The sequence below is a fragment of the Phenylobacterium immobile (ATCC 35973) genome, from assembly GCF_001375595.1.
GTDB classification, from domain to species: Bacteria; Pseudomonadota; Alphaproteobacteria; order Caulobacterales; family Caulobacteraceae; genus Phenylobacterium; species Phenylobacterium immobile.
The window spans coordinates 2594269-2619634 of record NZ_CVJQ01000001.1 but is presented as its reverse complement, the minus strand read 5'-3'; the positions used below and the strand labels follow the sequence as shown (position 1 = coordinate 2619634).

The following is a 25366-nucleotide window of genomic DNA, read 5'->3' as shown; positions in this document are numbered from 1 at the left end:
CTGGATTTTGGCCCCTGGAGACGCCCGGGAGTGACGGATTGGGAGGGCGTAACCCCCGGAAAGTCGGGGGATTCAGGCTTCAGTCTCTACGTGGAGACGAATGGCCCAGACTGCGTGGCGGCCCGGGAGGGACTCGAACCCCCGACCTTGGCTTTAGGAAAGCCCTGCTCTATCCGGCTGAGCTACCGGGCCACGCTTGGCGTCGATGCCATGGGCGCCGGTTTCGGACAAGGCGTCTTGGCGTGAAGCTGCGGTCGAAACTCTGACCTGCGGGCCGGGTCGAGAGCCCAGCCCGCAGCCCAGCCTATTCGGCGGCGGCGATGGCGGCCGCCTCGTCGCGCTTGCGGGCGAGTTCGCGCAGGTTGGCTTCATGCTTCTCGCGGGTGATGCCGTAGAAGCTGAGGGTCAGCAGGCAGCCGCCATTGAAGAGCAGCACCGCGCCGATCATCATCAGGCCCAGGTTGTTGGCGATCTCCTGGCTCACACCGATCTTGCGCGCATTGTCGGGGAAATGGACGAAATGCAGCATCTGGCCGGCCATCAGCACGCCGACGCCGGACACCGCCTTCTTGAAAAGGTTGTCCGCCGAGAACAGGAGCCCTTCTGAGCGGCGGCCCGTCCGCGTCGCGGAATCCTCGACCACATCGGCGATCATCGCCTGAATCTGCACGCCCGTGGAGATGGTGAACACCTGGGTGCACAGCGCAAAGCCGATCAGCAGGAAGAACAGGGGTTCAGTATAGCGCGCCGGCATCAGGCCGAACTGATCCAATACGATCGGGCCGATCCAGAACACGATGCTGGTCCAGCCGGTGACCATGGCGCCGATGCGCTTGCCCAGTCGCCTGACGACCCGCGGCGCCAGCCACACGCCGACAAAGTTGGCGCAGACCGTGGCGATGGCCAGGACCGTCAGCTGGTCCTGGCTGAGGCGCCAGTAGAACAGGCCGAGATAGATCTGCAGACTTTGGGTGATGCCGCCACCGATCGCCAGCACCATCCCGGCGACCGAGACGATGGCGAAGTTGCGGTTGTTCATCGTCTGAAAGACTTCGCGCAGGATGCCGAAGAAGCTGAATTTCTTGCGTTCAGGCGGCTTGGTCAGCCAGGGAATCTGCCGGTGGGTGCCGGCCGCCGAGATGAGGATGATCGTAAAGACCATCAGGGCGGCGCAGATCGAATAGCCGACATAGCCCTCGCGGTCGGTCACGCCGCCCGCGCCATCGGGGCCGGCCTTCATGAAGACCTGATAGACAAGCAGGGAGACCGAGAGCGTGCCGATCGCGCCGAACATCGAGCGCCGCGCCAGGAGCTTGGTCCGCTCGTCATAGTCGGACGCCAGTTCCGGAGCCAGAGCGGTCGAGGGCAGTTCAAAGAAGGTGTCGAAGGCCCGCAAAATCAGCAGGCAGGTCAACATCCAGGCGAAGATCGCGCTTTGCTCCCAGTGCATGGGCGGGTTCCAGAGCAGGAAGAAGGTGATCGAGACCGGGAAGGCGGCGAAGTACATGAACGGGTGGCGGCGCCCGAGTCGCGACCGGAAGTTGTCCGAGATCTGGCCGATCATCGGATCGACGAAGCTGTCGACGAACATGGTGATCAGCACTGCCGATGAAACCACGCGTGGGTCCAGGCCGACCACCTGATTGTAGAACAGCAGCAGCAGCATCGACAGGCTTGCCGCCTTGATCTGGTTGGCTGCGGCGCCCAAAGCATAGAGATTTTTGGTCAGCCAGCCGATCGCGGGCCTGGGACCAAGCGATCCCGTTTCAACAGACATTGTCGCCTCACCTAATTCATCAATTTTATGCTGCCGTTCGTTGTCTTGGGGAGGCGAGCGCATCGACCAGGCAGTCTGATACATTGATCGTAGTCTTCGACGGTTCGCAACGTCTTATCGCACGCGTCGGCGCACCGCCCTCGGGGGCTTGCAGCGCCTCTTGCCGTGCGGCGGGCGCCGTGTAAGGCGAAGGCGGGCGCCGAATGCAGGGGAGGGCGGACGAATGCGCGGGCTTGGGATTTTCCGTCTGCTCTATGTGCAGGTGCTCTGCGCTGTGGCGCTCGGCATCGCCGTCGGCGCCATCTGGCCGGACTTCGGCGCGTCTCTGAAGCCGCTGGGCGACGCCTTCGTCAAGCTGATCAAGATGGCGGTGGCCCCGGTCATTTTCTGCACCGTCGCCGCCGGCGTCGCGCACATGAGCGATATGAAGGCCTTCGGCCGGCTGGGCGCCAAGACGCTGATCTACTTCGAGGTCGTCTCGACCTTCGCCCTGGTGGTTGGCCTGATCGTCGGCCGGATCGTGCAGCCTGGGCGCGGTTTCAACGTCGATGTCGCCACCCTCGACCCGTCGGTCGCCGCCGGCTACGCCGAGAAGGCCGCCCATGGGGAAGGCTTCGCTGACTATCTTTTGCACCTGATCCCAGACACCTTCGTCGGCGCGTTCGCCGAGGGTAATCTTCTGCAGGTCCTGGTCGTGGCCCTGTTCACCGGCTTCGCCTGCACGCGGCTCGGCGCCTTCGGCGAAAAGGTCGCGCACACCCTCGACGACATCTCTAAGGTGTTCTTCGGCATCATTGGCGTCGTAGTGAAGCTCGCCCCGCTCGGCGCCTTCGGAGCCATGGCCTTCACCATCGGCAAGTACGGCCTGGGCTCCCTCCTGAACCTCGGCGCCTTGGTGGCCACCTTCTACGGCACGTCACTGATCTTCGTGATCGGCGTCCTGGGGACGATCGCCGCCCTGGCCGGTTTCTCGATCTTCAAGTTCATCCGCTACATCCGCGAGGAACTTCTGATCGTGCTGGGCACCTCCTCGTCGGAGTCCGTCCTGCCGCAGATGATGCTCAAGCTGCAGCGCCTCGGCGCCGGCAAGTCGACCGTCGGCCTGGTCATCCCGACCGGCTACAGTTTCAACCTCGACGGCACCAACATTTACATGACGCTGGCGACCTTGTTCCTCGCCCAGGCGACGAACACGCCGCTCAGCCTCGGTCAGGAGCTGACGCTGCTGGGCGTGGCCATGCTGACGTCCAAAGGCGCCAGCGGCGTGACCGGCGCTGGCTTCATCACCCTGGCCGCGACTCTCGCCGTCATCCCGGACCTGCCGATCGCCGCGCTCGCACTGCTGGTCGGCGTCGACCGCTTTATGAGCGAGTGCCGCGCCCTGACCAATCTGGTCGGCAACGGCGTCGCGACTCTGGTGATCTCGCGTTGGGAGAAGGATCTCGACCGCGACAAGCTGAAGGCGGAGCTCGACGCAGGCCCCAAGCCGATCACCGCCGACCTCGCCGGCGGCGAGGCCGACTGATCAGGCGAGGACCGATGAGACGGCGCGCTGCAGGCCGTCCAGGTTGACCGGCTTGTGCAGGACCGTCGCGCCCGGCACCGCGTCCAACGCGGCGGTGTCAAAATAGCCGCTGACGAAGATCAACGGTAGGTTCGGGTGCAGGACGCGGGCGCGACGGCCGACCTCGGCGCCGTCCATCCCTGGCATGACGAAATCGATGATCGCCGCAGCCGGCGCGATGTTTGCGAGCGCCGCCAGTCCGCTGGGCCCATCCTCAGCCTCTGTAACCTCGTAGCCTGCGCCGCGCAGGGCGTCAGCGATCACCGCGCGGACGTCGACATCGTCGTCAATCACCAGAATCATACTGCGGCGACTCTTGCCGGCGGCCTTCGCTCTGGACGCCTCAGCGACCGTCGCGGCCCCGCGTGACTCGTCGGCAGCAGCCGGCTGGAACAGCAACTCGATGGTCGAGCCGTCGCCAGGCGCGCTGCGGATCGTCAGGTCGCCGCCGGACTGGCGTACGAACCCATAGACCTGGGCGAGGCCGAGCCCCGTGCCCTTGCCGCGTTCCTTGGTGGTGAAGAAGGGCTCGGTCGCCCTCTGCGCCACCGCTGGCGTCATGCCGCGGCCGGTGTCGGTCACGGACACCGCCAGCAGGTTTACCGGCTCAGCGGCCCCATCCAGGCGGCGACGCACGACCTCGCTGCCGATCGTGAGCGTCCCGCCGGTCGGCATAGCCTCGCGTGCGTTCAGCGCTAGGTTCAGGATCGCCAACTCCAGCTGGGTCGGATCCAGCATGGCCCAAGATCCTGCGGCGCCCAGCGCCATGCGCACTTCGATGCTAGGGCCCAGCGCGTTGCCAACCAGATCGCGGGCGTGGCTGAGCGCCTTGTCCAGTTCAACCGGACGCGTCTCCAGCTTCTGCGTCCGCGAAAAAGCCAGCAACTGCGCCGTCAGCTTGGCGCCGCGGTCGACAGCCGTCAGTGCGTTCACCGCGTACTTGCGCGCGGGACTGTCATCTTCGAGCCGACGCAGCATCAGTTGCAGGTTGCCGCTCACCGCCATCAGCAGGTTGTTGAACTCGTGCGCGATGCCTCCAGTCAACTGTCCCACCGCTTCCATGTGGTGCGTGCGGTAGAGCTCCTCCTCGGCCTTGGCGCGCTCGTCGCTCGCCGCCGCAAGTTCCGCCGCCTGGTCGCGAAGACGCTGCTCGAGGCTGGTCTGCAACTCGAACTGAACCGCCGCCTTGCTGGCGCGCTCGTCGTCCAATGCATTGATCGAGCGACCGTCACGCAGGACCAGGATCACCATCGGCGCGATCGCGAGCACCACAAGGAGGGCCATGGCCGCCTCGATCCGTAACAGACCAGCTTGGCTGGCCGCCAGCAGCACCCAGCCGCCGATCAAGGGCAAGGGCAGGAAGGCGAGCTGGCGCCGCGCCGAGGCGCCGCCAGCGCCGGAAGAGATCAACACCGCGCCCCAGCCCTGCCCAGGGTGGGCGAGCAGGGTCGCGGCCGAGAGCATGACCAGGGCCAACGCCCCCGTCAGCGCCAGTGAACGTACCGCCGGTGCGGCCGCCGGATCGTCGAGGCCGTATAGAGCGGCCAATAACGACAGGCTGGAGATCATCAGGGCTGCGGCGCCAGAGATTTCGGAAAAGACGGCGCGACGCCGCGTCACCAGACTTAGGCCCAGAAAGGCGAGACAGGCGGCCGACGACAGCGACTCCGGCGCCGCTGCGCCTTCAGGATGCCCAGAGGGGCGCCCGGCGACCCAGGGGCTCGCGCCACCAGTGGCGGCGACGACATGGAGGGTCGCCATGAACACCGCGATCGCCAGGAGCGCCCAACCGCCAATGGCCGCAAGCCGCTGGACGGACACGCGATTGCGGAATCCTTCCGCGAACAGGGTGAGCCCGCAGATCAACACGCCGCCTGCGGCGGAGGCTGACATGCCCCAGAGCCCGAAGTGGATCTTGAAAAGAGCGACGTTCTCGAAGAAAGAGCCGGCGAAGCCTGCAAGTCCGACGAGGATCCCCGCGGCGGCCAACGCGCGCGCCAAAGTGGTCGTCGTCTGGGCGATAGGGCTTTCCGACGGGGGGGCGGGCGCTTCGCTCAAATGTTTAGACCTCTGCTGCTTCCCCTCATATTCACGCGGGATGACAGTTGCGAGCGATAATCTGAAGTTCAGATCATCCCGCGCCGAACGGGCGGTCGACAGATGGCGAAACGATCAGCCCAGACAGCAAAACGCCCGACGGGTGGGCCGGGCGTTCAGCGTCAGTCTTGCCTTTGGTTCAAGCGAACCAGCCGTTCGTCAGGCTGCGACGGCCTTCACCAGAGACTTGTTCAGGAGGCCGATGGCGGCGTCGCGATCGATGCGCTCGATGGCGGCGACTTCGCGGGCCATGCGGTCCAGAGCCGATTCATAGAGCTGACGCTCGGAATAGGATTGCTCGGGCTGGTTTTCGGCGCGGTGGAGGTCGCGCACAACTTCGGCGATCGAGATCAGATCGCCGGAGTTGATCTTGGCTTCGTATTCCTGGGCGCGACGCGACCACATGGTGCGCTTCACGCGAGCGCGGCCCTTCAGCGTGGTCAGGGCTTGCGAAACGACATTCCCTTCAGCCAGTGGGCGCAGGCCGGCGGTGCGCGCCTTCGCCGTCGGCACCCGCAGGGTCATCTTTTCGTGGTCGAAGGTGATGACGTAGAGTTCAAGCTTGATCCCGGCGACTTCCTGGCTCTCGATCCCTTGCACCTGACCGACGCCGTGGGCGGGATAGACGACGTGATCGCCAACCTGGAAATCGTGACCGGTCTTGCTCATAGGAAATCCTCTCAGTTCTGACGACCAAGCCTCGGGCTGCAGCAGAGTGACGAGAACCCTCTCCGCGAATAGAGCCGCGGCGGGTCAGGTCGATGCTGGCGGAGACTTAGATTCTAAACACACCTCTCGCCGCGGGGCGGCGCTTCGACGACATCGGCCGGCGTCCGGTGAAACGAACCTGCGACGCCCTGGCCAACGGTATTCAACGACCTACGGTATTCAGACGTGCGCAGACGCATCCGCGCTAAGTCGGCGGTAGCAATAGCATAAAATATAGATGAATGAAAGGGTTGCCGCAGGGTGAGGCGCGCGCCGCGATGGCTGCGACGACAGGCTTCACCTTGGCGATCTAAGTCTCAGGAGCCGCGGCCAGGCTTTTCGCTGAAGTACTTCTCAAGCTTCCCGGTCTCCGTTTCAAACTCCGCACGGTCGGCGGGCGGTGTGCCTTTCACCGTAATGTTCGGCCAGACCTTCGAATAGTCGGCGTTGAGCTTGAGCCACTTGCCGTCGGCGTCGTCTTCCATGTCCGGCTTGATCGCATCCACCGGGCACTCCGGCTCGCAGACGCCGCAGTCGATGCATTCGTCGGGATTGATCGCCAGGAAATTTTCGCCCTCGTAGAAGCAGTCGACGGGGCACACCTCAACGCAGTCCATGAACTTACATTTGATGCAAGGATCCATCACGATGTAGCTCATGGCGTACGATACTCCGGCTTGGCCCCCACGAGGGCGCGCGGTTTTTCGGGTCGAAGGCCAATAATGTCAATCAGCCAGGCCGTCCGTCCAAACCACATTCTCTGCAGGCGTTGAGTTGAGGTCTATTCGGGCAGCGCTGCATAAAGGCTGCGCGCCTCATCCGGCGGGCCCCGCCGCGCGCCCAGTTGAGCGACGCTAACCGCGGTCAAACGGCCAGCTGCGGCGAAGACCAGCAGATCGCCGGGCTTCACGGCCCGCGATGGCTTGTCCAGTCGCGTCTCCTGTCCGCCGCGCGACAGGCGCACGCGGCCTTCCTCGACAAACTTCGCAGCAGCGGTCCGCGTCTTGAAGAAGCGCGCGCGCCACAGCCAGACGTCCACGCGGCAAGCGTCGTCGCTCACGCGCCGACCGCCTTGATCCGGCGTCGCGGCCGGCGCCGTCGTCGGGGCGGCGAGGGTTCGGCGGCCTTGAGGCTCGCCAGGGCCGCGAAGGGCGAGTCAGGCCTGCCGGCGGGCGCTGGCGCTGGCGCGGCCGCGGGGCGATCGATCCGCCGCCGCCAAGCCACCGGCAGGCCATCGAGGCCTCTTTGACTGGGCGCGAACCCCAGACCACGCAGAATCCGGCGCATCTGTTCAGAGCTCCAGCCGAGCTTGGCGGCCAAGGCCTCGTCGACAACGGATCCTCCGCCGGCTTGCGGCGCGTTGCGCATCAATTCGTCGAGCTGCTCCAGCTGCTCCACCGGGACGGCCAGGTCGCCGACCGCGCGCAGGCCGAAGGCGGCCAACGACCGGCCAAGCGCCTGAGCGGGCAGCGGCGAGGGCGCATCCGTCGGCGGTCGCCAGTCGCGAACGAGGTTGGCGACCAGGGCTTCGCTCAGTATCCGCGCCTGTGGCTTCAGAAGGGCCGGCATGTAGATGGAGAAGGCGCCCAGCCTGACGCCGAGGCCGCGTAGAGCGCGACGCTCAACCTGACTGAGCGCGCGGGCCTCGTCGCGCACGCTGGCGCGGTCTAGAACCCCGCCTTCTTCGATCAGCTGGTAGGCGATGCCCCGGGCGAGGCCCGTGATCCTGCCCTCAGCCACCGCGGCTTCCAGGCGGCGCAGGCCGGTTAGCCTGCGACCTGCTTCACCGGCGATGAAGGCCTCCAGCCGCCGCGCTGCCCGCTGCCGCGCGGGCTCCGGCCCGAGTTCGCCCAAAAGGCGCACCCGCGGCGAGGACGCCTTGCCGCCAGCCAGCGCCGCCACGGCCTCGCCGCGCCATAGCACTGCGCCGTCGGGCGCCAACGCAAACGCCGCATCCGGCTCGGCCGCGAGCCGGCCGAGGCGGCGCGCGATCTCCGGACCGACCGCATGGGTGGCCGCGGCCCGTAAGGCCTTGTCCTCCAGCAAGGTTGCGCCCTTGGCGACCTCGAAGCGGACGCCGGAGAGGCGTCCGACATAATGACCCTCGACGGTCACCGCGCCATCGGCGGCGACCCCGGCCAGCATCTCCTCGCGGATGCGCAGGCCCCGCATCAGGGCGCTGGTTCGCCGGTCGACGAACCGCGCCATCAGCTTTTCATGAAGGGTGTCGGAGAGCCGCTCCTCCAGCCCCTTGGTCTGGCCTTGCCAGCCGGCCTGGTCGTGCAGCCAATCCGGCCGGTTGGCGACATAGGCCAGGGTCCGCACATTGGCCAACCGGGCCGCCAGGGCGTCGATGTCGCCGTCGATGCGGTCCAGATGGGCGTACTGGCGGGCCATCCAGTCCGGATCGATCCGGCGTCGGCCGGTGGTGAGGTGGTCGAAGAACACCTTGGCCAGTCCGATGTGCTCGTCCGGCGCCACCTTACGGAAATCCGGTGTTTGACAGACATCCCACAGCTTGAAGAGCGCCTCGCGGTTGCGGCAGCGATCGGCGATCTCCGGATCGGTCGCCAACTTGCGCAGGGTGGTCTCGTCCAGGGCCTCGGCGGACAGCGACAGGCCGGGGCGATCCGGTGGCTGAGCCAGCGAGCGGATCAGCCCGTTCAGCGAGCCGAAGTCGAGGCGCGCGTTGCGCCACTCCGCCGACGGGACCGGCTGGAATTCATGGTCCTCGACAGCGGCCACGAGGTCGGGGTCCATGTCCTCGGCCTCGCCGGTGACACCGAAGGTGCCGTCGCGCCTGTAGCGGCCGGCGCGCCCGGCGATCTGGCCGACCTCCTGGGCGTGCAGGTAGCGCATTCGCTTGCCGTCGAATTTGCGCAAGCCGGCGAAGGCGACATGGTCGACATCCATATTCAGGCCCATGCCGATGGCGTCGGTGGCCACCAGAAAATCGACCTCGCCGGACTGATAGAGCGCGACCTGGGCGTTGCGGGTGCGGGGGGATAGCGAGCCCATGACCACAGCCGCCCCGCCGCGCTGGCGTCGGATCAGTTCGGCGATCGCATAGACTTGGTCGGCCGAGAAGGCGACGACGGCGGTCCGGGCGGGCAGGCGGGTCAGCTTCTTCGGGCCCGAATAGGTGAGCTTCGAGAAGCGGTCGCGGGTGACGATCTCGGCGTTGGGCAGCAGCCGGCGGACGAGGGGCGCCATGGTCTGGGCGCCGAGCAACATCGTCTCCTGCCGGCCGCGGGCATGCAGCAGGCGGTGGGTGAAGACATGGCCGCGCTCAGGATCGGCGCACAGCTGGATCTCGTCCACCGCCAGGAAGTCGACATCGCGCGAAAGCGGCATGGCCTCGACCGTGCAGATGAAATAGTCGGCGCGCGGCGGGACAATCTTCTCTTCACCGGTGATCAGGGCCACCGAGCGAGCGCCGCGCGCTTTCACCACCCGATCGTAGATTTCGCGCGCCAGCAGCCTGAGGGGCAGGCCGATCATGCCAGAGGCGTGGCCCAGCATCCGCTCGACCGCCAAATGGGTCTTGCCGGTGTTGGTGGGCCCCAGAACCGCGACGAGCCTGGAGGGCCCCGCGCCGGACGGTCGGTCGCTCATGACTCGAAGATGGGACGGCTTTCGGAGTCGAGCAAGCGTGACCGCTCAACCTTCACGCAACCTTCGCAGACGCCTCCAGAAGCGACAGAAGCGCGGGCGCGCAGGCCGCCGAGTTGGCCGCCGCCATGGCCGCCATCTCGCCATAGGTCACCGCACTGTCGGCGCCGGCTAGGTCCGAGAGGGTTCGGACCGCATAGAAGTCCGCGCCCCACGCCTCGCAGACCTGCCTCACCGCGCCGGACTCCATATCAATGGCGTCGGCGCCGTAGCGGGCCCTGAGCGCCTCCCGGGTTTCGGCGCAGTTCAGGAAATAGTCGCCGGTCAGGAGGCCGCCCAGCCGGATCGGATGGCCGAGCGCCGGGCCCACTTCGGCGATCAGCTGCTCGTAGGCGGCGATGGCGTCGGGCGCGGCGGGGGCGAGCTCGGTCAATTCCGGTGCGCCGATCGGGATCATGCCGGAGGCGGTCGGGATGAAACGGCCGGCGCTGACCACCCCGTAGTCGCAGATCGACAGGCGCGCGGCGAGCACCACCGCGCCCACCGGGAGATCCGGCGCAAGGCCGCCGGCCACGCCCGCCAGGATCACCCGGCGCGCGCCATAGGCCTCCAGCAACAGGCTGGTCGCCGCCGCGGCGTTGACCTTGCCGATGCCGCTGCGGCTGAGCGCCACCCCTTCGTGGGCGTCACGGCCGATCCATACCTGGAAGGGACCATGGGTGCGGGGCGCTGGCGCGAGATCGAAGGCTGCGCGCAAGGCCTCTTCCTCCTCCGGCGTGGCGCATAGAATCGCATTCACGGCCGCGCCAACCGAAAGCCCAGCGGCGCCAGTTCCTCGATCGTATGGGTCTGCGCGCCGTCGGCGGTCAGGCTGATGATTTCGCAGCCTGGCGCGGCGAACTCGAGGATCTTTTGGCGGCATCCGCCGCACGGCCAGATCGCTTCGTTTAGCGAGGAAGCCACATAGACCCGCCGAATCGACCGCCCGCCCGCGGCGACCAAGGCCGATATCGCCCCGCCCTCGGCGCAGACGCCTTCCGGATAGCTGGCGTTCTCGACGTTGACGCCAAAGTGCAGGGCGCCGGTTTCATCCTCGACCGCCGCCGCCACGCGCACACCCGAGTAGGGCGAATGCGACCGGGGAAGCAGCCCTTCGAGCAACGTCCATAACGCGGGTTTGTCGGTCACGAGAACGCTTGTGAAACGAACGGGGTCCGAATCAGCGACCCTCGCAATTCAATGTTTGTTCCAGACGCCATGAACCTACCGTATCCGCACAGACGGCATGAGGTAAGGGCGCGCGCACTGCCTCCGTGAGCAGCCTCGCCTTGACGGGAGCCCAGGCTTTCCCCTATATCGCCCGCTCTTGCGCGGGCCCCGGCTCGCCGATCTCTATTTCTGCGAAGGTTTCGCCATGTCGCGTCGTTGCGAGCTTACGGGTGTCGGTCCGATGATCGGCCACAATGTGAGCCACTCGAACATCAAGACCAAGCGCCGCTTCCTGCCGGCTCTGTCGCCAGCCACCCTGCAGTCCGATGCGCTGGGCCAGTCGTTCCGCCTGCGCGTCACCAACGCCGCGCTGCGCACCCTGGACTTCCGCGGCGGGCTCGACACTTTCCTGGTCAAGGCGCGTGATGAAGATCTCTCGCCGCGCGCGCTGAAGATCAAGCGCCAGCTGAAGGCCAAGCTCTCCGAGCAAGCCGCCGCCTAGGGCGACAGCCGCTTCGAATATCAAGGGCCGCTCCGAGGAGCGGCCCTTTTTCGTTCTAGCTGGTGGTGTAGAGGTCGTAGCGCCGCCCAGCTTCGGCGAGGACTCCATCCATGTCTTCCGCCAGCATATAGCGCTCAGCGATAAGCGCCTCGGCCGCCACGCGCACGGCCGCCACGTACGCTTCACGGTCAGCGTACCGTTCAGCGACGCTGGGGCGCCGGTCTTCGCCGCCTGGCGTGAGGGCGAAGCGGATCACGGCGCCCGCCGTGCGCAGGTTCTGGTCGGTCCCGCCAATCTTCGCGGAACGGGGATTCCAGCCGGTGTAGGTCGCCAAGGGCGCGGTGATCTCAGGATGGCGCACCCCGGCCGTCTCGTTGCCATCGGCGTCCACCGCCGAAACGTGCAGCGCATAGGCCGGTCCCCGCTCTGGCGGGATTTGCTCGAAGCGCCGGGTCTGGCGCGCCGTCGGTCCGAATTCCAGCCGGTGCAGGACCGCCAGCTTCTCCGGCGCGCCCGGACCGGGCAGGCCGGCCAGGCCGTCCCGCGCTGTCTCGCGATCGACCAGGGTGCCGTCGTCGAGGCGTGGATAGCGGCTCGGCGGCGGCTCCACGTCCAGCGCGACCCAGCAATCCAGGTTGCGCAAGGCCGCCCGCAGCAGCGGGCGGTAGTCGATGGTGTTGGCTGGATAGGCGCCGCGGCCGGGCGGTCCGTCCAGGGGCGTGACCCCGTGCTGCGTGCCGGCCAGATAGTAGAGTCGCGAGGTCTCGGGCACGGCGGCGTCGTTCAAGCCGTCAGCGCTCACGTGAGCCAGGCTGCCCACCTGGCCGCCCCAGTACTCGGCGGCGGTATCAGTGTGAACGATCCGCGGCGGCGCGCCCTTGGCCGAGACCCGCGCCAGCAGGCCGTCGGTGATGCCGGTCACCGGGTCGGTCTGCGTCACGTCCGTGAACGGGAAGGTCGCGCTGACCGCGTCCCAGCCGTTGTAGACCGCTTGGCCAAGACGCCAGTTGCTCTCCAGCAACCGGGCCCCGCCGGTGTGGATCAGCAGGCCGTCGAAAAGGTTGCGGCCTTCAAAATCCTGGCAAAACCCGTCGTAGACCATCTGGCGCAGGAACCGCCCGGACTGAGATACGCCGAAGGCCAGCACATGTTCGACCTCGCCAGCCAACGGATTGCCATCGCTGGCGGACGCATCGCGCAGGAAGGCGATCAGGTCGCGGGTCGCCGCCAGGCCATGGCCGGTCAAGGGGGCCTCTGCGGCGGTGAAGATCAGCTCATAGGCGTACCCCGGGGTGAACCCGGTGGGATAGATGACGCCGGTGAAATCCTCGGAGAAGCTCCACGCCTCCCGCGCCAGGATGCGCGCCGGGCCGCCGACGAAGGTCCGCTCGCTCAGGCTCGCCTCGTCGGCCCTGTCCGGGTCGGCGCGATAGGGAATGACGCCCGGTTCGCCCAAGGCAAAGCGGTCGGCCGCCGCGTCGGGTTCGAACACGCGGGCCATACGTCCGGTGATCGGCCGGCCGTCCAGCGTCGGTAGGACGGTCTGGAGCCCTAGGCCCCGCGCGCGATCGGCATCGTGTTGCCAGCCGCAGCGAACGACCGTGAACCCCTGGCCCAACACCCAGGCCTCATCCAGCGAGCGCAGGACCGACGCGCCGCGGTTCACCGCATCCAGCAGCAATCGGCCGTTGCGCCTCGCCGGATCGATCGGTCGCAGGATTTCTACGTCGGCTTCGAACCGCACGCGCCCATCGGCGTCGCGCGGCGCCAGCCCCAGGTCCGTCACCAACGCATCAGCGGGGTCGTTGGGATCGAGGGCGAGAAAGGCCAAGCCTTTCAGCAGATCATAGGGGCCTGCCGCGCCGAACGCCTCGCCATCGCGGCAGGCGGTCGTTTGCAATTCAAGTCGTTCGACAGCCATGATCAGCCTTCCAGCAGTTAGGGCGGGGACCAGTCAAAGGCGAGCAGCAGGGTGCGCTGATCGGTCGGCAGGCCGTTGTACATCCCGAAATTGTCGTCCGAGACCAGATAGAAGCGGACCCGCCGGCCCGGCCCGGCGACCACGCCCAGGCCCTCGAGATTGTCGACGGTCAGGGGCTTGGCCAATTCTACCTCGTCGACCACGGTCCCATCGGAGTCGGTGATCCGCAGTCGCACGACGTTGCCGCGCACCGCCGAATACGACCGCAAAAGATAGGCCCAGCGCCCGCCCGGCATACGCTCCATGGCGACCAGTCCCGCTCCGGAGTCCAACGCGACCTTGCCTGCCAGCACGCAGCTGGCTGACAGCCGGCAGGCGTAGACCTCGCCGGTCTCTTCGACGCCGACGCGGTAGGCGTCAGGCCCCGTGGCAGGGTCGGTCGCCAACGCCTCCATGGCGTCGTTGTTCTTGAAGCGGACGGTCGGCATGGCCGCCTGCCGCGGGATCGAGCCGTCGCGCGGATAGAGCAGTATGCGGTCGTGCTGTTCGAACGAGACCAGACGGTCGCCGTTGGGCAACTCCGCCACGCCCTCCGCGTCGAATTCCTTCTGGCCCTTGGCATAGAGCTCCAGGCCATCGGCGTCCTTCAGGGCGTGCATGTGGGCGTCGGTCACGCCGGCCAGACGGCCGCGCACGTCCAGCACAAGGCGGCCCTCGACGACGTCGGACTGATCGCCCTGGGCCAGGAAGCGCCCATCCGGCCAGACCTTCAGGTCTGAAAGGCCGTGCAGCCGGCTGGTCTGGTCGGAGGTGATATGCAGCCCGCCGGCGTAGGTGAAATTCCCCAGCCGCTCCCGGGTTGGATCCGCCGGTTCCATGGGCACAGGTGCGCCCCTGATGGCGATGGCCGGGCCGTAGGGGACCGGGGCCGAGGGCAGTTCGGCGATCGGCGCACAGGCGGCGAGCGCCGCCAGCAGAAGGGCGCCGACCGCGGCGCGCATCAGGCCGCGCCGCCTGCCGCCTGCATCGGCGTCCTGCGCTTCTCGCCGCCGCCCGTGGGCGCGAGCGCGGAAAGATCGCCGCGCCGCACCTGGCGCACGTCCTCGTCGAACAGCTCGGCGAGCTTGTCGACGATGGCGCCGGCCAGTTGTTCCACGTCGACGATGGTCACCGCCCGCCGGTAATAGCGCGTCACGTCGTGGCCGATGCCGATGGCGATCAATTGCACCGGGCTCTTGGCCTCGATCTCGCCGATCACCTCGCGCAGGTGCTTCTCCAGATAGGCGCCCGAGTTCACTGAGAGCGTCGAATCGTCCACCGGCGCGCCGTCGCTGATCACCATCAGGATGCGGCGTGCCTCGGGCCGGCCGATCAGCCTGTGGTGCGCCCACAGCAGGGCCTCGCCGTCGATATTCTCCTTCAGCAGTCCCTCGCGCATCATCAGGCCGAGGTTGCGCCTCGCCCGACGCCACGGCGCGTCGGCGGCCTTATAGATAATGTGGCGCAGGTCATTCAGCCGGCCAGGCTGGGCCGGCTTGCCGGCCTTCAGCCAGTCTTCTCGCGCCTGGCCGCCCTTCCAGGCCCGGGTGGTGAAGCCGAGGATCTCGGTCTTCACCCCGCAGCGCTCCAAAGTTCGCGCCAGGATGTCGGCGCAGACCGCCGCCACCATGATCGGCCGTCCGCGCATGGAGCCGGAATTGTCGATCAGGATCGAGACCACCGTGTCGCGGAACTCGGTGTCCTTCTCTTCCTTGAACGACAGCGGCGCGGTCGGGTCGATAATCACCCGCGTCAGGCGCGCCACGTCCAGCACGCCTTCCTCCAGGTCAAAGCTCCAAGAGCGATTCTGCTGCGCCAGCAGCTTGCGCTGGAGCTTGTTCGCCAGGCGGCCGACAACGTTCGAGAGGCTGGCCAACTGCTGGTCGAGGTAGCCCCGCAGCCGACTCAGCTCGGCCGGATCGGACAGGTCGTCGGCATCGACCACCTCGTCATGGGCGGTGGTGAACACATTATAGGTCGGCGTTCGCGCCTCAGGCTTCGGATCGGGTCGCGCAGGCTGATCGCCCTCGTCGACCTCGGGAGGCTGCTCGTCTTCCTCGACCTCTTCAATGTCGCTTTCGGCGGCCTGCTGGGTGGCGTCGGCCTCCTGCGGCTCAGCGCTCTCTTGCGCCTGCTGGCGGCCCGTCTGCTCGCCCTCGCTTTCGCCGTCGTCGTCGTCAGGCTCGTCCAGGTCTTCGTTGTTGTCCTGGTCGTCGCCTTCTTCGTCCTCTCCGTCGCGCTCGTCGGCGATGTCGGCGGCGAGTTCCAGGTCATGGATGATCGACCGGGCGATCCGGGCGAAGGCCGCCTGGTCGTCCAGGGCCTCGCTCAGTCGGTCGAGATCAGGGCCGGCTTTCTCCTCCACCTTGGCGCGGAACAGATCGACCAGACTGCGCGCCTGCGGCGGCGGCGGCTCGCCGGTCAGGCGCTCGCGCACCATCAGCGAGACGACCTCGCTCCACGGCGGGTTCGACAGGGCGTCCAACTCGGTGAAATTCTTCTTCGCCCAGGCCTGCTCCAACACGGTGCGCAGGTTCTTGCGAACGCCGCCCAGCGCATTGGCGCCGATCGCCTCGATGCGGGCCTGTTCGATGGCGTCATAAACCCCGCTGGCCTGGCCGGAGGGGCGCAGGCGGGCGTGGGCCTCGATGTCGTGGTGGGCGAGCCGAAGCGCGATCTGGTCGGCCATCCCGCGGAGCGCCGCCGCGTCGGCTGGGGTCAGGTCACGGGGCGGATGCGGCAGAATCGCGCGGTTGCCGTGCAGCGACGGGCCCTCGGCCGAATAGACAACCTCCAGGTCCGGAGTCTCCGCCAGCGATCGCGCCGCCTGTGCGAGCGCGCGCTTGAAGGGCTCCTGGGGACTTTCGGCGGGTTTGGCCATGGCGCAGTTCTAGATCAGCGCCGCGACGGAAAGAACCGCAAACCGCAAAGGTCGAGCACTGAGGCGACGCTTCGCCGGAACGCTGTGGTCAAGCCGGCGTTACTCGCTTTGACGAAGCGCAGGTGACGCTTCGATAGGAGAAGTGAAATGCTCAAGTGGGCCCTGATTTTCGCCGTGGTCGCCCTGATCGCTGGCGCCCTGGGCTTTGGCGGCATCGCTGGCGCTGCCGCCGGCGTCGCCAAGTTCCTGTTCGTTCTGTTCCTGATCGTCTTCGCGGTGTTCCTGGTGCTGGGCCTCATGGCCGGGCGCAAGCTGACCGGTCGATAGCCGACTCGCTTAGCAAGGCCTGCAACGCCCGCGCCGCAAGGCGCGGGCGTTTTGCGTTCAAGTGTCCAACACCTTGCGAAGCGACGCCTCGATCTGTCCGCCGCACCAAGTCTGGCCATAGTCCGCTCGGGCCTTGGCCGCCAAGGCCGCCAGCGACGGGACGGCCATAACGCGTCGGCTTAGCGCGGCGGTCATCGGCGCGACGTCATCGAGAAGTTCGGCGATCACGAGGAACCGTTCTGTCATGGTCGACCAAAGCACCGCGCTCACGATGTCGGCGACGGCCGGCCTGTCGCCGCCCAGCAGGAATCCGTCATCCTGCGTTAATCCGTGACGGCGCCCGGTCTCCTCCCACAGTGACATCCATTTCCGCAGCCGTGGCGTGAACGCCTCCCAGCGCGCCTCAGTCCACATCTCCCGGCCCCCATCCAGGGTCAGGTCATCGATCAGATCGTTGGCGTCGCCGACGACCTTCTGGGTCATGGCGCGTCCCGCGGGGGTGGCCGGCAGAAGGTCCAGGGTTTCCCCCAAATAAAGCACGATCGCCGGCATCTGCGAGAGCGCGAACCCCGTCGCGCGATCGACCAGCACGGGCGGGCCCATGAAGGGCGCCGGCATGTCGGCGATCGGACCTTCCTTCAGCTTCAGGATCGCTTCCCGGCCCGCCTCGGTCCAGGTCTTGCCGGCGAAGGCCAGGATCGCGCGGACAAACTGGCCGCGGAAGGGAATGGGCCAGTAGTAGAGATCGTAGTCGCTCATCGCCCCGCTCCAACTGAAGGCGAACAGACCTAACCTCGATCCCGCCTGTCGTCGACGGATCCGACGGCGAAAGCCGCCGGAGGTTCATCAGCTTCGCGACGGGTCCACATGACCTCATAGGCCGCCTCAAGCCCCCGTCGATAGCGCTCATCGTCGAACAGCGGCGCCGTGGTCCGCGCGGCCGCGAGGTGCGCCTTGATCGTATCCAGTCGCTCAGGATCGCGCGCCAGGCTCAGCGCCAAAGCCTCGTAGGCCGTCAGATCTGGCGCGATCAGGGCGTCCAGGCCGGCCGCGGCGCACAGGCTCGCGCCCACGCGCCCGGCGAAGGCGGCGCCCAGGCAGGTGACGATCGGCAGACCCATCCACAGGGCGTCGCTGGCGGTGGTGTGGGCGCCGTAGGGCAGGGTGTCGAGGCACAGGTCCGCCAGTCGGTGGCGGGCGAGGTGATCGTTCAGGGTCACCCGCGGGGCGAACACCAGTCGCGCCGGGTCGACGCCGCGCACGGCTGCTTCCTTCCGCAGGTTGGCCATGGCCAGCTCGTTGTCGCCCAGCAGCCATATGACCGATCCCTCGACAGCCGCCAGCAGGCGCATCCAGACGCCAAAGACTGAGGGCGTGATCTTGTAGCTGTTGTTGAAGCAGCAGAAGACGAACCCCGCGGGCGGCAAGCCGGCGTCGGCGCGCGAGGGCCCGCCGATCGGCGTCTCGCGATGGGAATCGTTCGGTTGATAGCTGTCTGGCAGGTGCACGATCTTCTCGCTGAAGAACGGCCACATCGCCGACGGCGCGGTGATCGCATCGGCCAGAACGTAGTCGTAGGCTTCCGAGCCGAGGGTCCCGGGAAAGCCCAGGTAGTTCACCTGAACCGCCGCCGGACGGGCGGCGAAGACCCGCTTGCGCGATCCGGCCGTGAAGCCCTTTAGGTCAACGGCGACATCGATCCTGCGCTCGCGCATCCACGCCACGATCGCCTCGTCGCTCATAGCCTGGGCGTCCAGGAAGGTCTCGAAGGCCGCCACCGTGCGGGCGCGCAGGGCGCTGCCGTCGTCCGGTCCGAAGGAGATGGCGCACACATCGAATCGCGCGCGGTCGTGGCGCTCGAACACCCCGATCGCCAGCCGCATGGTCGCGTGGTCATGGAAGTCGGCGGAGAGATAGGCGATGCGCAGCCGCTCGCCGCGCGCGTGGGGGGCGGGCCGCGGAGCGACCGCGACCATGTTCGCCGCGGCGTGGTTGCGCGCCGCCTTCAGCTGCAGGTCCGGGTCGTCGAAATAGGCCAGCACGACGCCAGGCGGAACTTCCGCCTCGCCCGTCTCCACGATCGTCCTCAGCGCCGCCTCCACCGCTGCGGCGTCGGTCCAGTCGCAGGTCATCCGCTGGGCGTGGGCGTAGGCGCCCAAGGCGTGGCGGTGGCGCGGCTCAACGGCCAACACCTGCCTCAAGGCGGCGATCGCCTCGCCATAGCGCTTCAGTTCAATCAGGCTGGCGCCGAGGTTGTTCAGCGCTCTCAGGTCAGGTCGCTTTCGATCGCCAAGGGCCAGGGCGCGCTTGTAGGCCTCGATCGCCGCCTCGCCGCGGCCCAAGGCATCCAGCCGCAGGCCCCGGATGAATTGCGCCTCGGCGTCGCGGGGCGTGAGCGCTGTCGCGGCCTCGGCGTCGGCCAGGGCGGCCTGTGGCTGATGCAGTTTCGCCAGCGCTGCGCCGCGCACGATCAACGCCTCGACGTTTTGCGAGTCTTGCGTGAGCGCCCTCGTGCAGTCGCTGGCCGCTTCGGCGAAGCGGCCAGCTTTGAACAACAGCCGCGCCCGGTCGACCGCCAGCCCATGGTCGTCCGGGGCGGCGGCCATTGCCTGGCCGACCGCCACGATCGCCTCGTCGACGCGGTCAAGGGCTGTCAGCGCGGCCGCGCGCGCCGCCAAGGCCTGGGCGTCGCGCGGCGCCCATCCCAAGGCCCGCTCAGCATCGGCGAGCGCGGCGTCCGGTCGCTCCAGATCAAGCAGCGCCGTCGCCCGCCGGGCCCAGGCGGGCGCGGCGTCAGGTGCCAGGCCCAAGGCGTGATCATAGGCGGCTACCGCATCCTGCGGACGGCCAAGGCCCAGCAGGGCGTCGCCCAGATTACAGCGCAAAGACCAATCGTTCGGCTCGGCGGCGATGGCCCGCTCAAGGATCGCTGCGGCCGGCTTGAATTTGCCTACCCGCAATAGCGCCAGCCCATAGCCGCTCAACCCAGGCGGGGCCCGCCCGTCCAGCTTGACGGCGGCTTCAAGGACCTTCTCGGCCTCGGCGTTGCGCCCAAGGTCGAGGTAGAGCCGCCCCAACATGCAGCGCGACGGATAGTCCCGCGCATCGACCCGCATGATCTGCCGATAGGCCTGCTCAGCCTCGGCCAGCCGGCCGGCGCGATGCAGGCCCATGGCCTGCTGAAAAAGGGCCTGGACCGGGCTCGGCGACATGGCCGGACCTTATCCGGAGCGGTGGCTCAGGCCACCCGCACCCGCGCCGTGGATTCCGGCAGGTCCTGGCCGAAGGCGCGCTGGAAGAATTCGGCGACGGTGCCGCGTTCCAGTTCGTCGCACTTGTTCAGGAACGTCATGCGGAAAGCCAGCGCCAGGTCGCCGTCGAAGATCTCGGCGTTCTGGGCCCAGGCGATCACGGTCCGTGGACTCATGACGGTGGAGATATCGCCGTTCATGAAGGCGTTGCGGGTCATATCGGCCACGCGCACCATCGCTGCGATGGTCCGGCGACCCTCGGTGTTCTGGTAATTCGGCGACTTGGCCAGGACGATCTCGGCTTCCACGTCGTGGGCCAGGTAGTTCAGAGTCGTGACGATCGACCAGCGGTCCATCTGGCCTTGGTTGATCTGCTGGGTGCCGTGGTAGAGGCCCGTGGTGTCGCCCAGGCCGATGGTGTTGGTCGTCGAGAACAGCCGGAAATAGGGGTTCGGGCGGATCACGCGGTTCTGGTCGAGCAGGGTCAGGCGGCCCTGCGCTTCCAGCACGCGCTGGATCACGAACATCACGTCCGGACGGCCGGCGTCATATTCGTCGAACACCAGGGCGATCGGCCGCTGGATCGCCCAGGGCAGCATGCCTTCGCGGAATTCGGTGACCTGCTTGCCGTCCTTCAGGACGATGGCGTCCTTGCCGACCAGATCGATCCGGCTGACGTGGCTGTCCAGGTTCACCCGCACGGTCGGCCAATTGAGGCGCGCCGCCACCTGCTCGATGTGCGTTGACTTGCCGGTGCCGTGATAGCCCTGGACCATCACGCGACGGTCAAAGGCGAAGCCCGCCAGGATCGCCCGGGTCGTCTCCGGATCGAACTTATAGGCGGGGTCGATCTCCGGCACGTGGCTATCACGTTCGGAGAAGGCCGGGACCTGCAGGTCGAAGTCCACCCCAAAGGTCTCGCGGGCGGAGACCTTGTGGTCCGGGGCAAGCGTGATCAACCGGTCTTCGGTGGTGTCATAGGCGGTCATGATACCGGTTGGTTAGCGCGTCAGGCGAAGGCTGGCAAAGGGAGTTTCCCCGGCAAGCGATCTGCCTAGACCATCCCCGCCTTGCGAAGCGACTGGTAGGCCTTGATCACGCGTTGCAGCTTGTGCTCGCCGGAGCGGTCGCCACCGTTCGCGTCGGGGTGAAGCCGGCGCACCAGCTCGGTGTAACGCTGGCGGATCTGCGGGCCTTCGGCATCGACTTCCAAGTCCAGATCGGCCAGAGCCGCGCGCTCGATCTTGCCCAGTTGTCGCGCCTCGGCCTGTGGGGCCTCGCGCTTGACGCCCTGGCCGCCGAACATGCCGTAGGGGTCACGGTAACCCTCGCCCTTACCGAATTTCGCCGAGAAGCTGGCGGCTTCGCGGCTGTTGCGCCCGGCCTTCATCTCCCACGTCGGACGCCCGCCGGTGAAGAGCTCTTCCTGCTGGCGCTTGCGGATCTCGCCCTCGCTCATGCCGGCGAAGAAGTCCCAGTGGCGATTGTACTCGGCGGCGTGCGGTTGGCAGAACCAGTAGTGCTCGTTCAACATCTCGCGCGACTTGGGCGCTTTGGCGGTCGCGGGCTTGCGGCAGCCGGGATGGTCGCAGGCGCGCTCCCCCGGCTTCAAGCCGACGGCGTCAGCCTTGGCCTTTTCCTCTTCCTCCACGGACGGCGGGCGTACGCGGATGTCGACGAAACGGGGCCTGTATTGAAACGCGCGGGGCATGGTCCAAGTATGGGGCTCAAAGAATCTCTGGCAAGAATTGAAGCTGCGACCCATGGGCGCCATATCTGAAACGATCCAGCGAAAATTAGTCGACGCGTTCAGCCCAGACCGGCTTGAGGTCGTCGATGACTCCGCACGCCATCATGGTCACGCTGGCGCCCGAGAAGGCGGCGAAAGCCATTTCAACCTGCTGATCCAGGCGAAAGCGTTCGTCGGCCTCTCCAAGGTCGCCCGCCAGCGCCTGGTCTATCGCACGCTCGCTGAGGAGCTGGCGGGCCAGGTGCACGCGCTTTCGGTGCGCGCGCTTGCGCCAGGGGAAGAGGCTTAAGGGCCAAGCCTGCGGCTATATGGCCTTTGCGCTAAGCCGCGCAGGCACGCTGTCCAGGTTGGCCTGTTTAAGGCTCGCCACAACCGCCTTGAGTTCGGTCGCCACGCTGCGCCGGCGCCGCCACGGCTTCCATGAGTCCTTGGGGCCTACGGGATCGCCGAGGTGAAAGGTAGCGACCAGCGACGCCATGGGCTTGAGCGCCACGGCGGGAATCGGACGTAGGCGGCACCGGCCCTGAGCACGAAGCCACTCGATGGCGGCGCCCAGGCCGCCCGTCTTCTCGACAGCTTCACTGACGATCACATCCTCACAGCCCAGCCAGTGCGCGACCAGGCGCGTACGCACGCGGCCGATCGCCAGTCTGGTCTCCGCTCGCGTCGGGCTCATGGGTTCGATGGAGAGGTCGCACTCGGTGTCGAGGCCGAGGGAGCGGTTGTTGATGTTGGCGGATCCGACGCGCAGCAGCACGTCGTCGATGATCGCCAGCTTGGCGTGGACGATGATCGTATGGCCGAGGGCGGTGACGGGGCTGTAGATGCGGAACCGGCCATGCTTGTCAGCGTCCTCGAGCCGGCGGATGAAGAACGATCGGGTCCGGTCCATCGTCAATTGATCAAAGTAGCTGGGCGCATGGCCCGTCGAGACAAGGATGACCTCCGGACCCTTGGTTTCGCCGAGCCGCTGGGCGAGCGCTTCGGCGATGACCGGCGAGGTGAAATACTGATTTTCCATATAGATACAGGATTTTGCGGCGGCGATTGCGGCGAGATAGAGCGCTTCGTTCTCCCGGATCTGATCCTCGCCGGCCCACGCGGCCGCGGTGCGCGAAAGGCCGACACGCACGTCTTCGAACTGGGGCGTGACGGCGTCGGGCCAAGGGTCCGACGGCGCCGGCGCATTCGGCGCGGTCATCGTCTCGCCAGTGGCGCGCAGCCATCGGGCGCGGAACAGTTCGCCCAGGGCCTCAGCGGCGTGTCCATCGACAAGGCTCATCACCTCGTGGCGGGGGTCAAAGCACGGGGGAGCTCCGGGTTCGGCGGCCCTGAGCAGGTTTTCATCCTCGTGATCGCAGGTGTCCCATCGGTCGGGCCCGAAGTCGCAGCCGCCGCAGAAGGCGACCGCATCGTCGATCACTACGACCTTCTGGTGGTGGCTCGCGCCCAGCGGGGTCTGGTCGTCCAGTTCAAAGCGCACCGAGGTGTGGCGAAACTCCCTGGCCGCCCGCTGCGGGTAGAAGTCCTGAGTGATGGCGATGGGCAGAGCCGCCTTCCAGCACAGAACCCTGATGTCGAGTTCGGGCCGCGTGGAGGACACCGCCTTGAGGAAGGCCGCAATGCGCGCCTCCTGCGGATCGGCGCAATCGACCTGCGGCGCGAAGTGGGTCAGCGGATGGAACGCCCAACCGAGGATGTGCACCGAGCGTCTCGCCTTGGAGATCGCTGACATCACCGCCGTGAAGTAGTCCTCGACATCAATAAAGACAGCGGCGCGCGGGGTTCGTTCGGCTCGCCAGCAGGTGGCGCCACGTTTCAACAACATCGGCGTTCTCGGTTGAGCGGCGGCGGAGCGCCTGTCGGCGATTGAGTGCTGAGATGTGGTTAAGGTTCCGCAGCGCCGTGGGGTTGGCTGGCCTCAATCACGCGCCGCGTGAAAGTTCAGTCGGCCTGCAACCGGGCGACGTTTGAACAGTTCAGATATCGGCGTTCGAAAAGCCTCACGTCCCCCGGCGATCCGGCGCCATGACTAGCCAAGACCACCCCAAGACCCACGGTGGTCTTGGCTAGTCCAGTCCTTCGAAAAAATAGACAATGTTGGTGTCGAGGCACTTCGACAGCTGCCAGAGCATCGCCACAGACACAGCGTTGTCGCCGGTCTCGTAGCGGTGGACCTGCTGCAGCGACACGCCGCATCGGGCGGCCACCTGGGCGAGGGACAGTCGCAGTTCATTGCGCCGCATTGAGAGCCGCTTGGCCACGTGCGCTGAAACCAAGGTCCGATCCATTCCGCTTCCTTCTGTCCGCCACCGTCTCTGCGTGCGGCAGGGCGCGGCGGTTTGACGGACTGAAGATGAGCGAGGGCTGAATGCGATCGGCGGTCGACGGTCATCGCTACTGATGGTTTTAGCCGCCGCGGAGCCAGAAGCGCCACCGTGCGTTTGGTCGCTGGGCGCCAGTGGGCGTCATCTCGACCTGGAGCTACCTATGAAATTGACCCTGATCGCCCTGGCGGCCGTCTCCAGCCTTGCGCTCGTCGCCTGCTCGCAGAAGACGGAAAGCGAAACGTCCGCCGCCGCCGACCATGCCGGAAACGCCGCCGCGTCCGCCGCCAGCGACACCGCCGCTAACACGCAGGCCGCAGCGGACCAGACCGCCGCCGCCGCCTCGGCTGTCGCGGACGACAGTGCAGACGCCGCCGCCGTTGCCGGCCGCAAAGCCGACGCCGCCGCTGACGCCGCCGCGCGGCAGAAGTAGGATTTCAGTCCCGCGCCCTTGGGCGGACGCGGGACTGTTTCATATCTCGACTGCTCCGATACTCCGAAGTCGGCCGGGCCTTAACCGGCCGGAATGTCATCCGGCCAGAGCCGTCGCCGTCGCAGGCTGGGCGCCAGGAACAGAAGCGGGAGTTTCAGAAACAGCAGTTCGCTGTGGATGTAGCTGTCGATCGAGCGTTCCCACCAGCTGGCTTGGCGTTTGCCGTGAACGGCGAGCCATTGGTCGTACGGCGCCCAATGGCCGGGTTCATCGCGCTCAATGATGCGGAAGATCCGTGTGAGGCTTTGATCAGCGCGGATTCGTGGGCTGCGCAGCAGGAGTTTGACCTGCCGGTGGCCCCGTTTCTCCGTCAAAGAAATGACCCGGCAGAGGCGCTCAAATTGGTCTTCGCGACCGACGACCAGAGCAGGGTCGAGATCGTCGATCGTGCGCCCGAACATGATGCTGACGAACCGATCGATATGGCCGCAGGCCCGGTCAATCGCCAGCGGCATGACGCCGCGCCGCTCGAACCAGCGACGAAACATCAGGTAGTGTTTGTATTCGTCGGCCCGATGGCTTTCGATCCGCGCAATTAGAGCGTGATCCTCCGGCCAACGTGTGCGAACCGCCTCAAGAACGCGGTCGATGGCCGTGTATCCCCGGTGCTCGTTGTAGATATAGATCGAGCCCAGGAGATCGAAATATCTTCGACCAAACCAATTCTTCATTGCGCCCAAACACTCCGGCGCCGAGTTTGAACTGGCGGCGCGCCAGGCCCGGACTCGCCGAACCTTCGCCATAACCGCTGACTTTCGCGGCCGTTCCTTGGCTGCCGGCGCCTTCAGGTCCGGGCAGGGACCAACGTTATGTTCGCGATGCGACTTTAGAGCTTGCCCGGCGGCGGCCGGAAATCCCACAATCGCGCTAGGCTAAAGCCCGCGGAAAGCGGCGTTGCCTCGCTTGGA

General features: G+C 66.9%; 23 protein-coding genes and 1 tRNA gene. 5 read left to right on the top strand and 19 right to left on the bottom strand.

Going from position 1 to position 25366, the window contains the following annotated elements:
- Positions 1-115 precede the first annotated feature (115 nt).
- Positions 116-192, bottom strand: a tRNA-Arg gene (locus BN1313_RS12815).
- 112 nt (positions 193-304) lie between these two features.
- Complete coding sequence (locus BN1313_RS12810) at positions 305-1777, bottom strand: MFS transporter (protein WP_176696006.1); 1473 nt, start codon at positions 1775-1777, stop codon at positions 305-307.
- 223 nt (positions 1778-2000) lie between these two features.
- Here BN1313_RS12810 and BN1313_RS12805 point away from each other — a divergent pair, with 223 nt between their 5' ends.
- Complete coding sequence (locus tag BN1313_RS12805; protein WP_091741319.1) at positions 2001-3302, top strand: dicarboxylate/amino acid:cation symporter; 1302 nt, start codon at positions 2001-2003, stop codon at positions 3300-3302.
- Here BN1313_RS12805 and BN1313_RS12800 read toward each other — a convergent pair whose 3' ends face one another.
- From BN1313_RS12800 to cdd, 7 genes are all read right to left on the bottom strand, one after another.
- Positions 3303-5399 carry an ATP-binding protein gene (locus tag BN1313_RS12800; protein ID WP_141653140.1) on the bottom strand — a complete coding sequence of 699 codons (2097 nt, stop codon included), beginning with the start codon at positions 5397-5399 and terminating at the stop codon, positions 3303-3305.
- Between the two features lie 198 nt (positions 5400-5597).
- Positions 5598-6107, bottom strand: coding sequence for a CarD family transcriptional regulator (locus tag BN1313_RS12795; RefSeq protein WP_091741312.1), 510 nt, complete (start codon positions 6105-6107; stop codon positions 5598-5600).
- Between the two features lie 356 nt (positions 6108-6463).
- On the bottom strand, positions 6464-6805 hold the full coding sequence (fdxA, locus tag BN1313_RS12790) for a ferredoxin FdxA (protein WP_091741309.1): 342 nt from the start codon (positions 6803-6805) through the stop codon (positions 6464-6466).
- Between the two features lie 122 nt (positions 6806-6927).
- Complete coding sequence (locus tag BN1313_RS12785; RefSeq protein ID WP_091741306.1) at positions 6928-7206, bottom strand: RNA-binding S4 domain-containing protein; 279 nt, start codon at positions 7204-7206, stop codon at positions 6928-6930.
- On the bottom strand, positions 7203-9761 hold the full coding sequence (locus BN1313_RS12780; RefSeq protein WP_091741302.1) for a helicase-related protein: 2559 nt from the start codon (positions 9759-9761) through the stop codon (positions 7203-7205). The genes BN1313_RS12785 and BN1313_RS12780 overlap by 4 nt, the downstream gene beginning before the upstream one ends.
- A 52-nt stretch (positions 9762-9813) precedes the next feature.
- Positions 9814-10557, bottom strand: a complete 744-nt coding sequence (gene mtnN / locus BN1313_RS12775) for a 5'-methylthioadenosine/S-adenosylhomocysteine nucleosidase (RefSeq protein WP_176696005.1) — start codon at positions 10555-10557, stop codon at positions 9814-9816.
- On the bottom strand, positions 10554-10946 hold the full coding sequence (gene cdd / locus BN1313_RS12770; RefSeq protein WP_091741296.1) for a cytidine deaminase: 393 nt from the start codon (positions 10944-10946) through the stop codon (positions 10554-10556). The genes mtnN and cdd overlap by 4 nt, the downstream gene beginning before the upstream one ends.
- 226 nt (positions 10947-11172) lie before the next feature.
- On the opposite strand from cdd, the gene rpmB reads away from it, so the two are divergent.
- Entirely contained in the window at positions 11173-11469 is a 297-nt protein-coding gene (gene rpmB, locus BN1313_RS12765; RefSeq protein WP_091742706.1) for a 50S ribosomal protein L28, read from the top strand.
- Between the two features lie 55 nt (positions 11470-11524).
- Here the strand turns inward: rpmB and BN1313_RS12760 are convergent, their stop codons facing one another.
- The 3 genes from BN1313_RS12760 to cobT are packed head-to-tail and all read right to left on the bottom strand — an operon-like array spanning position 11525 to position 16310.
- A complete protein-coding gene (locus BN1313_RS12760; protein WP_091741293.1) occupies positions 11525-13390 on the bottom strand; it encodes an alpha/beta hydrolase domain-containing protein in 1866 nt (621 codons plus the stop codon).
- 17 nt (positions 13391-13407) lie between these two features.
- Entirely contained in the window at positions 13408-14391 is a 984-nt protein-coding gene (locus tag BN1313_RS12755; RefSeq protein ID WP_091741290.1) for an esterase-like activity of phytase family protein, read from the bottom strand.
- Positions 14391-16310, bottom strand: a complete 1920-nt coding sequence (cobT, locus tag BN1313_RS12750) for a cobaltochelatase subunit CobT (RefSeq protein ID WP_091741287.1) — start codon at positions 16308-16310, stop codon at positions 14391-14393. Before cobT ends, BN1313_RS12755 begins: the two co-directional genes overlap by 1 nt.
- A gap of 147 nt (positions 16311-16457) precedes the next feature.
- Between cobT and BN1313_RS12745 the strand changes: the two genes are divergently transcribed.
- On the top strand, positions 16458-16637 hold the full coding sequence (locus tag BN1313_RS12745) for a DUF1328 family protein (RefSeq protein ID WP_091741284.1): 180 nt from the start codon (positions 16458-16460) through the stop codon (positions 16635-16637).
- Positions 16638-16694: 57 nt separating this feature from the next.
- Here BN1313_RS12745 and BN1313_RS12740 read toward each other — a convergent pair whose 3' ends face one another.
- From BN1313_RS12740 to BN1313_RS12725, 4 genes are all read right to left on the bottom strand, one after another.
- Positions 16695-17396, bottom strand: a complete 702-nt coding sequence (locus tag BN1313_RS12740) for a glutathione S-transferase (protein WP_091741280.1) — start codon at positions 17394-17396, stop codon at positions 16695-16697.
- A 29-nt stretch (positions 17397-17425) separates the two neighbouring features.
- Entirely contained in the window at positions 17426-19849 is a 2424-nt protein-coding gene (locus tag BN1313_RS12735) for a tetratricopeptide repeat protein (protein ID WP_091741277.1), read from the bottom strand.
- 26 nt (positions 19850-19875) lie between these two features.
- The gene (gene cobS / locus BN1313_RS12730) at positions 19876-20877 is read right to left on the bottom strand and encodes a cobaltochelatase subunit CobS (RefSeq protein WP_091741274.1); all 1002 of its coding nucleotides are present in this window, start codon (positions 20875-20877) and stop codon (positions 19876-19878) included.
- A 65-nt stretch (positions 20878-20942) separates the two neighbouring features.
- Positions 20943-21599, bottom strand: a complete 657-nt coding sequence (locus BN1313_RS12725; protein WP_091741271.1) for a J domain-containing protein — start codon at positions 21597-21599, stop codon at positions 20943-20945.
- A gap of 52 nt (positions 21600-21651) precedes the next feature.
- On the opposite strand from BN1313_RS12725, the gene BN1313_RS12720 reads away from it, so the two are divergent.
- Positions 21652-21927: a BolA family protein gene (locus tag BN1313_RS12720; RefSeq protein ID WP_091742704.1), complete on the top strand. Its 276-nt coding sequence runs from the start codon at positions 21652-21654 to the stop codon at positions 21925-21927.
- A gap of 15 nt (positions 21928-21942) precedes the next feature.
- Here the strand turns inward: BN1313_RS12720 and BN1313_RS12715 are convergent, their stop codons facing one another.
- Together BN1313_RS12715 and BN1313_RS12710 are read right to left on the bottom strand one after the other, a co-directional pair.
- Positions 21943-23466 (bottom strand): phospholipase D-like domain-containing protein, encoded by a 1524-nt coding sequence (locus BN1313_RS12715; RefSeq protein WP_091741268.1) that lies wholly within the window; start codon positions 23464-23466, stop codon positions 21943-21945.
- Positions 23467-23707: 241 nt separating this feature from the next.
- Entirely contained in the window at positions 23708-23929 is a 222-nt protein-coding gene (locus BN1313_RS12710; RefSeq protein WP_091741265.1) for a helix-turn-helix domain-containing protein, read from the bottom strand.
- 199 nt (positions 23930-24128) lie between these two features.
- Between BN1313_RS12710 and BN1313_RS12705 the strand changes: the two genes are divergently transcribed.
- A complete protein-coding gene (locus BN1313_RS12705; protein ID WP_091741262.1) occupies positions 24129-24398 on the top strand; it encodes a hypothetical protein in 270 nt (89 codons plus the stop codon).
- Positions 24399-24478: 80 nt separating this feature from the next.
- Here the strand turns inward: BN1313_RS12705 and BN1313_RS12700 are convergent, their stop codons facing one another.
- Positions 24479-25129: a hypothetical protein gene (locus BN1313_RS12700; RefSeq protein ID WP_091741259.1), complete on the bottom strand. Its 651-nt coding sequence runs from the start codon at positions 25127-25129 to the stop codon at positions 24479-24481.
- Between the last annotated feature and the right edge of the window lie 237 nt (positions 25130-25366).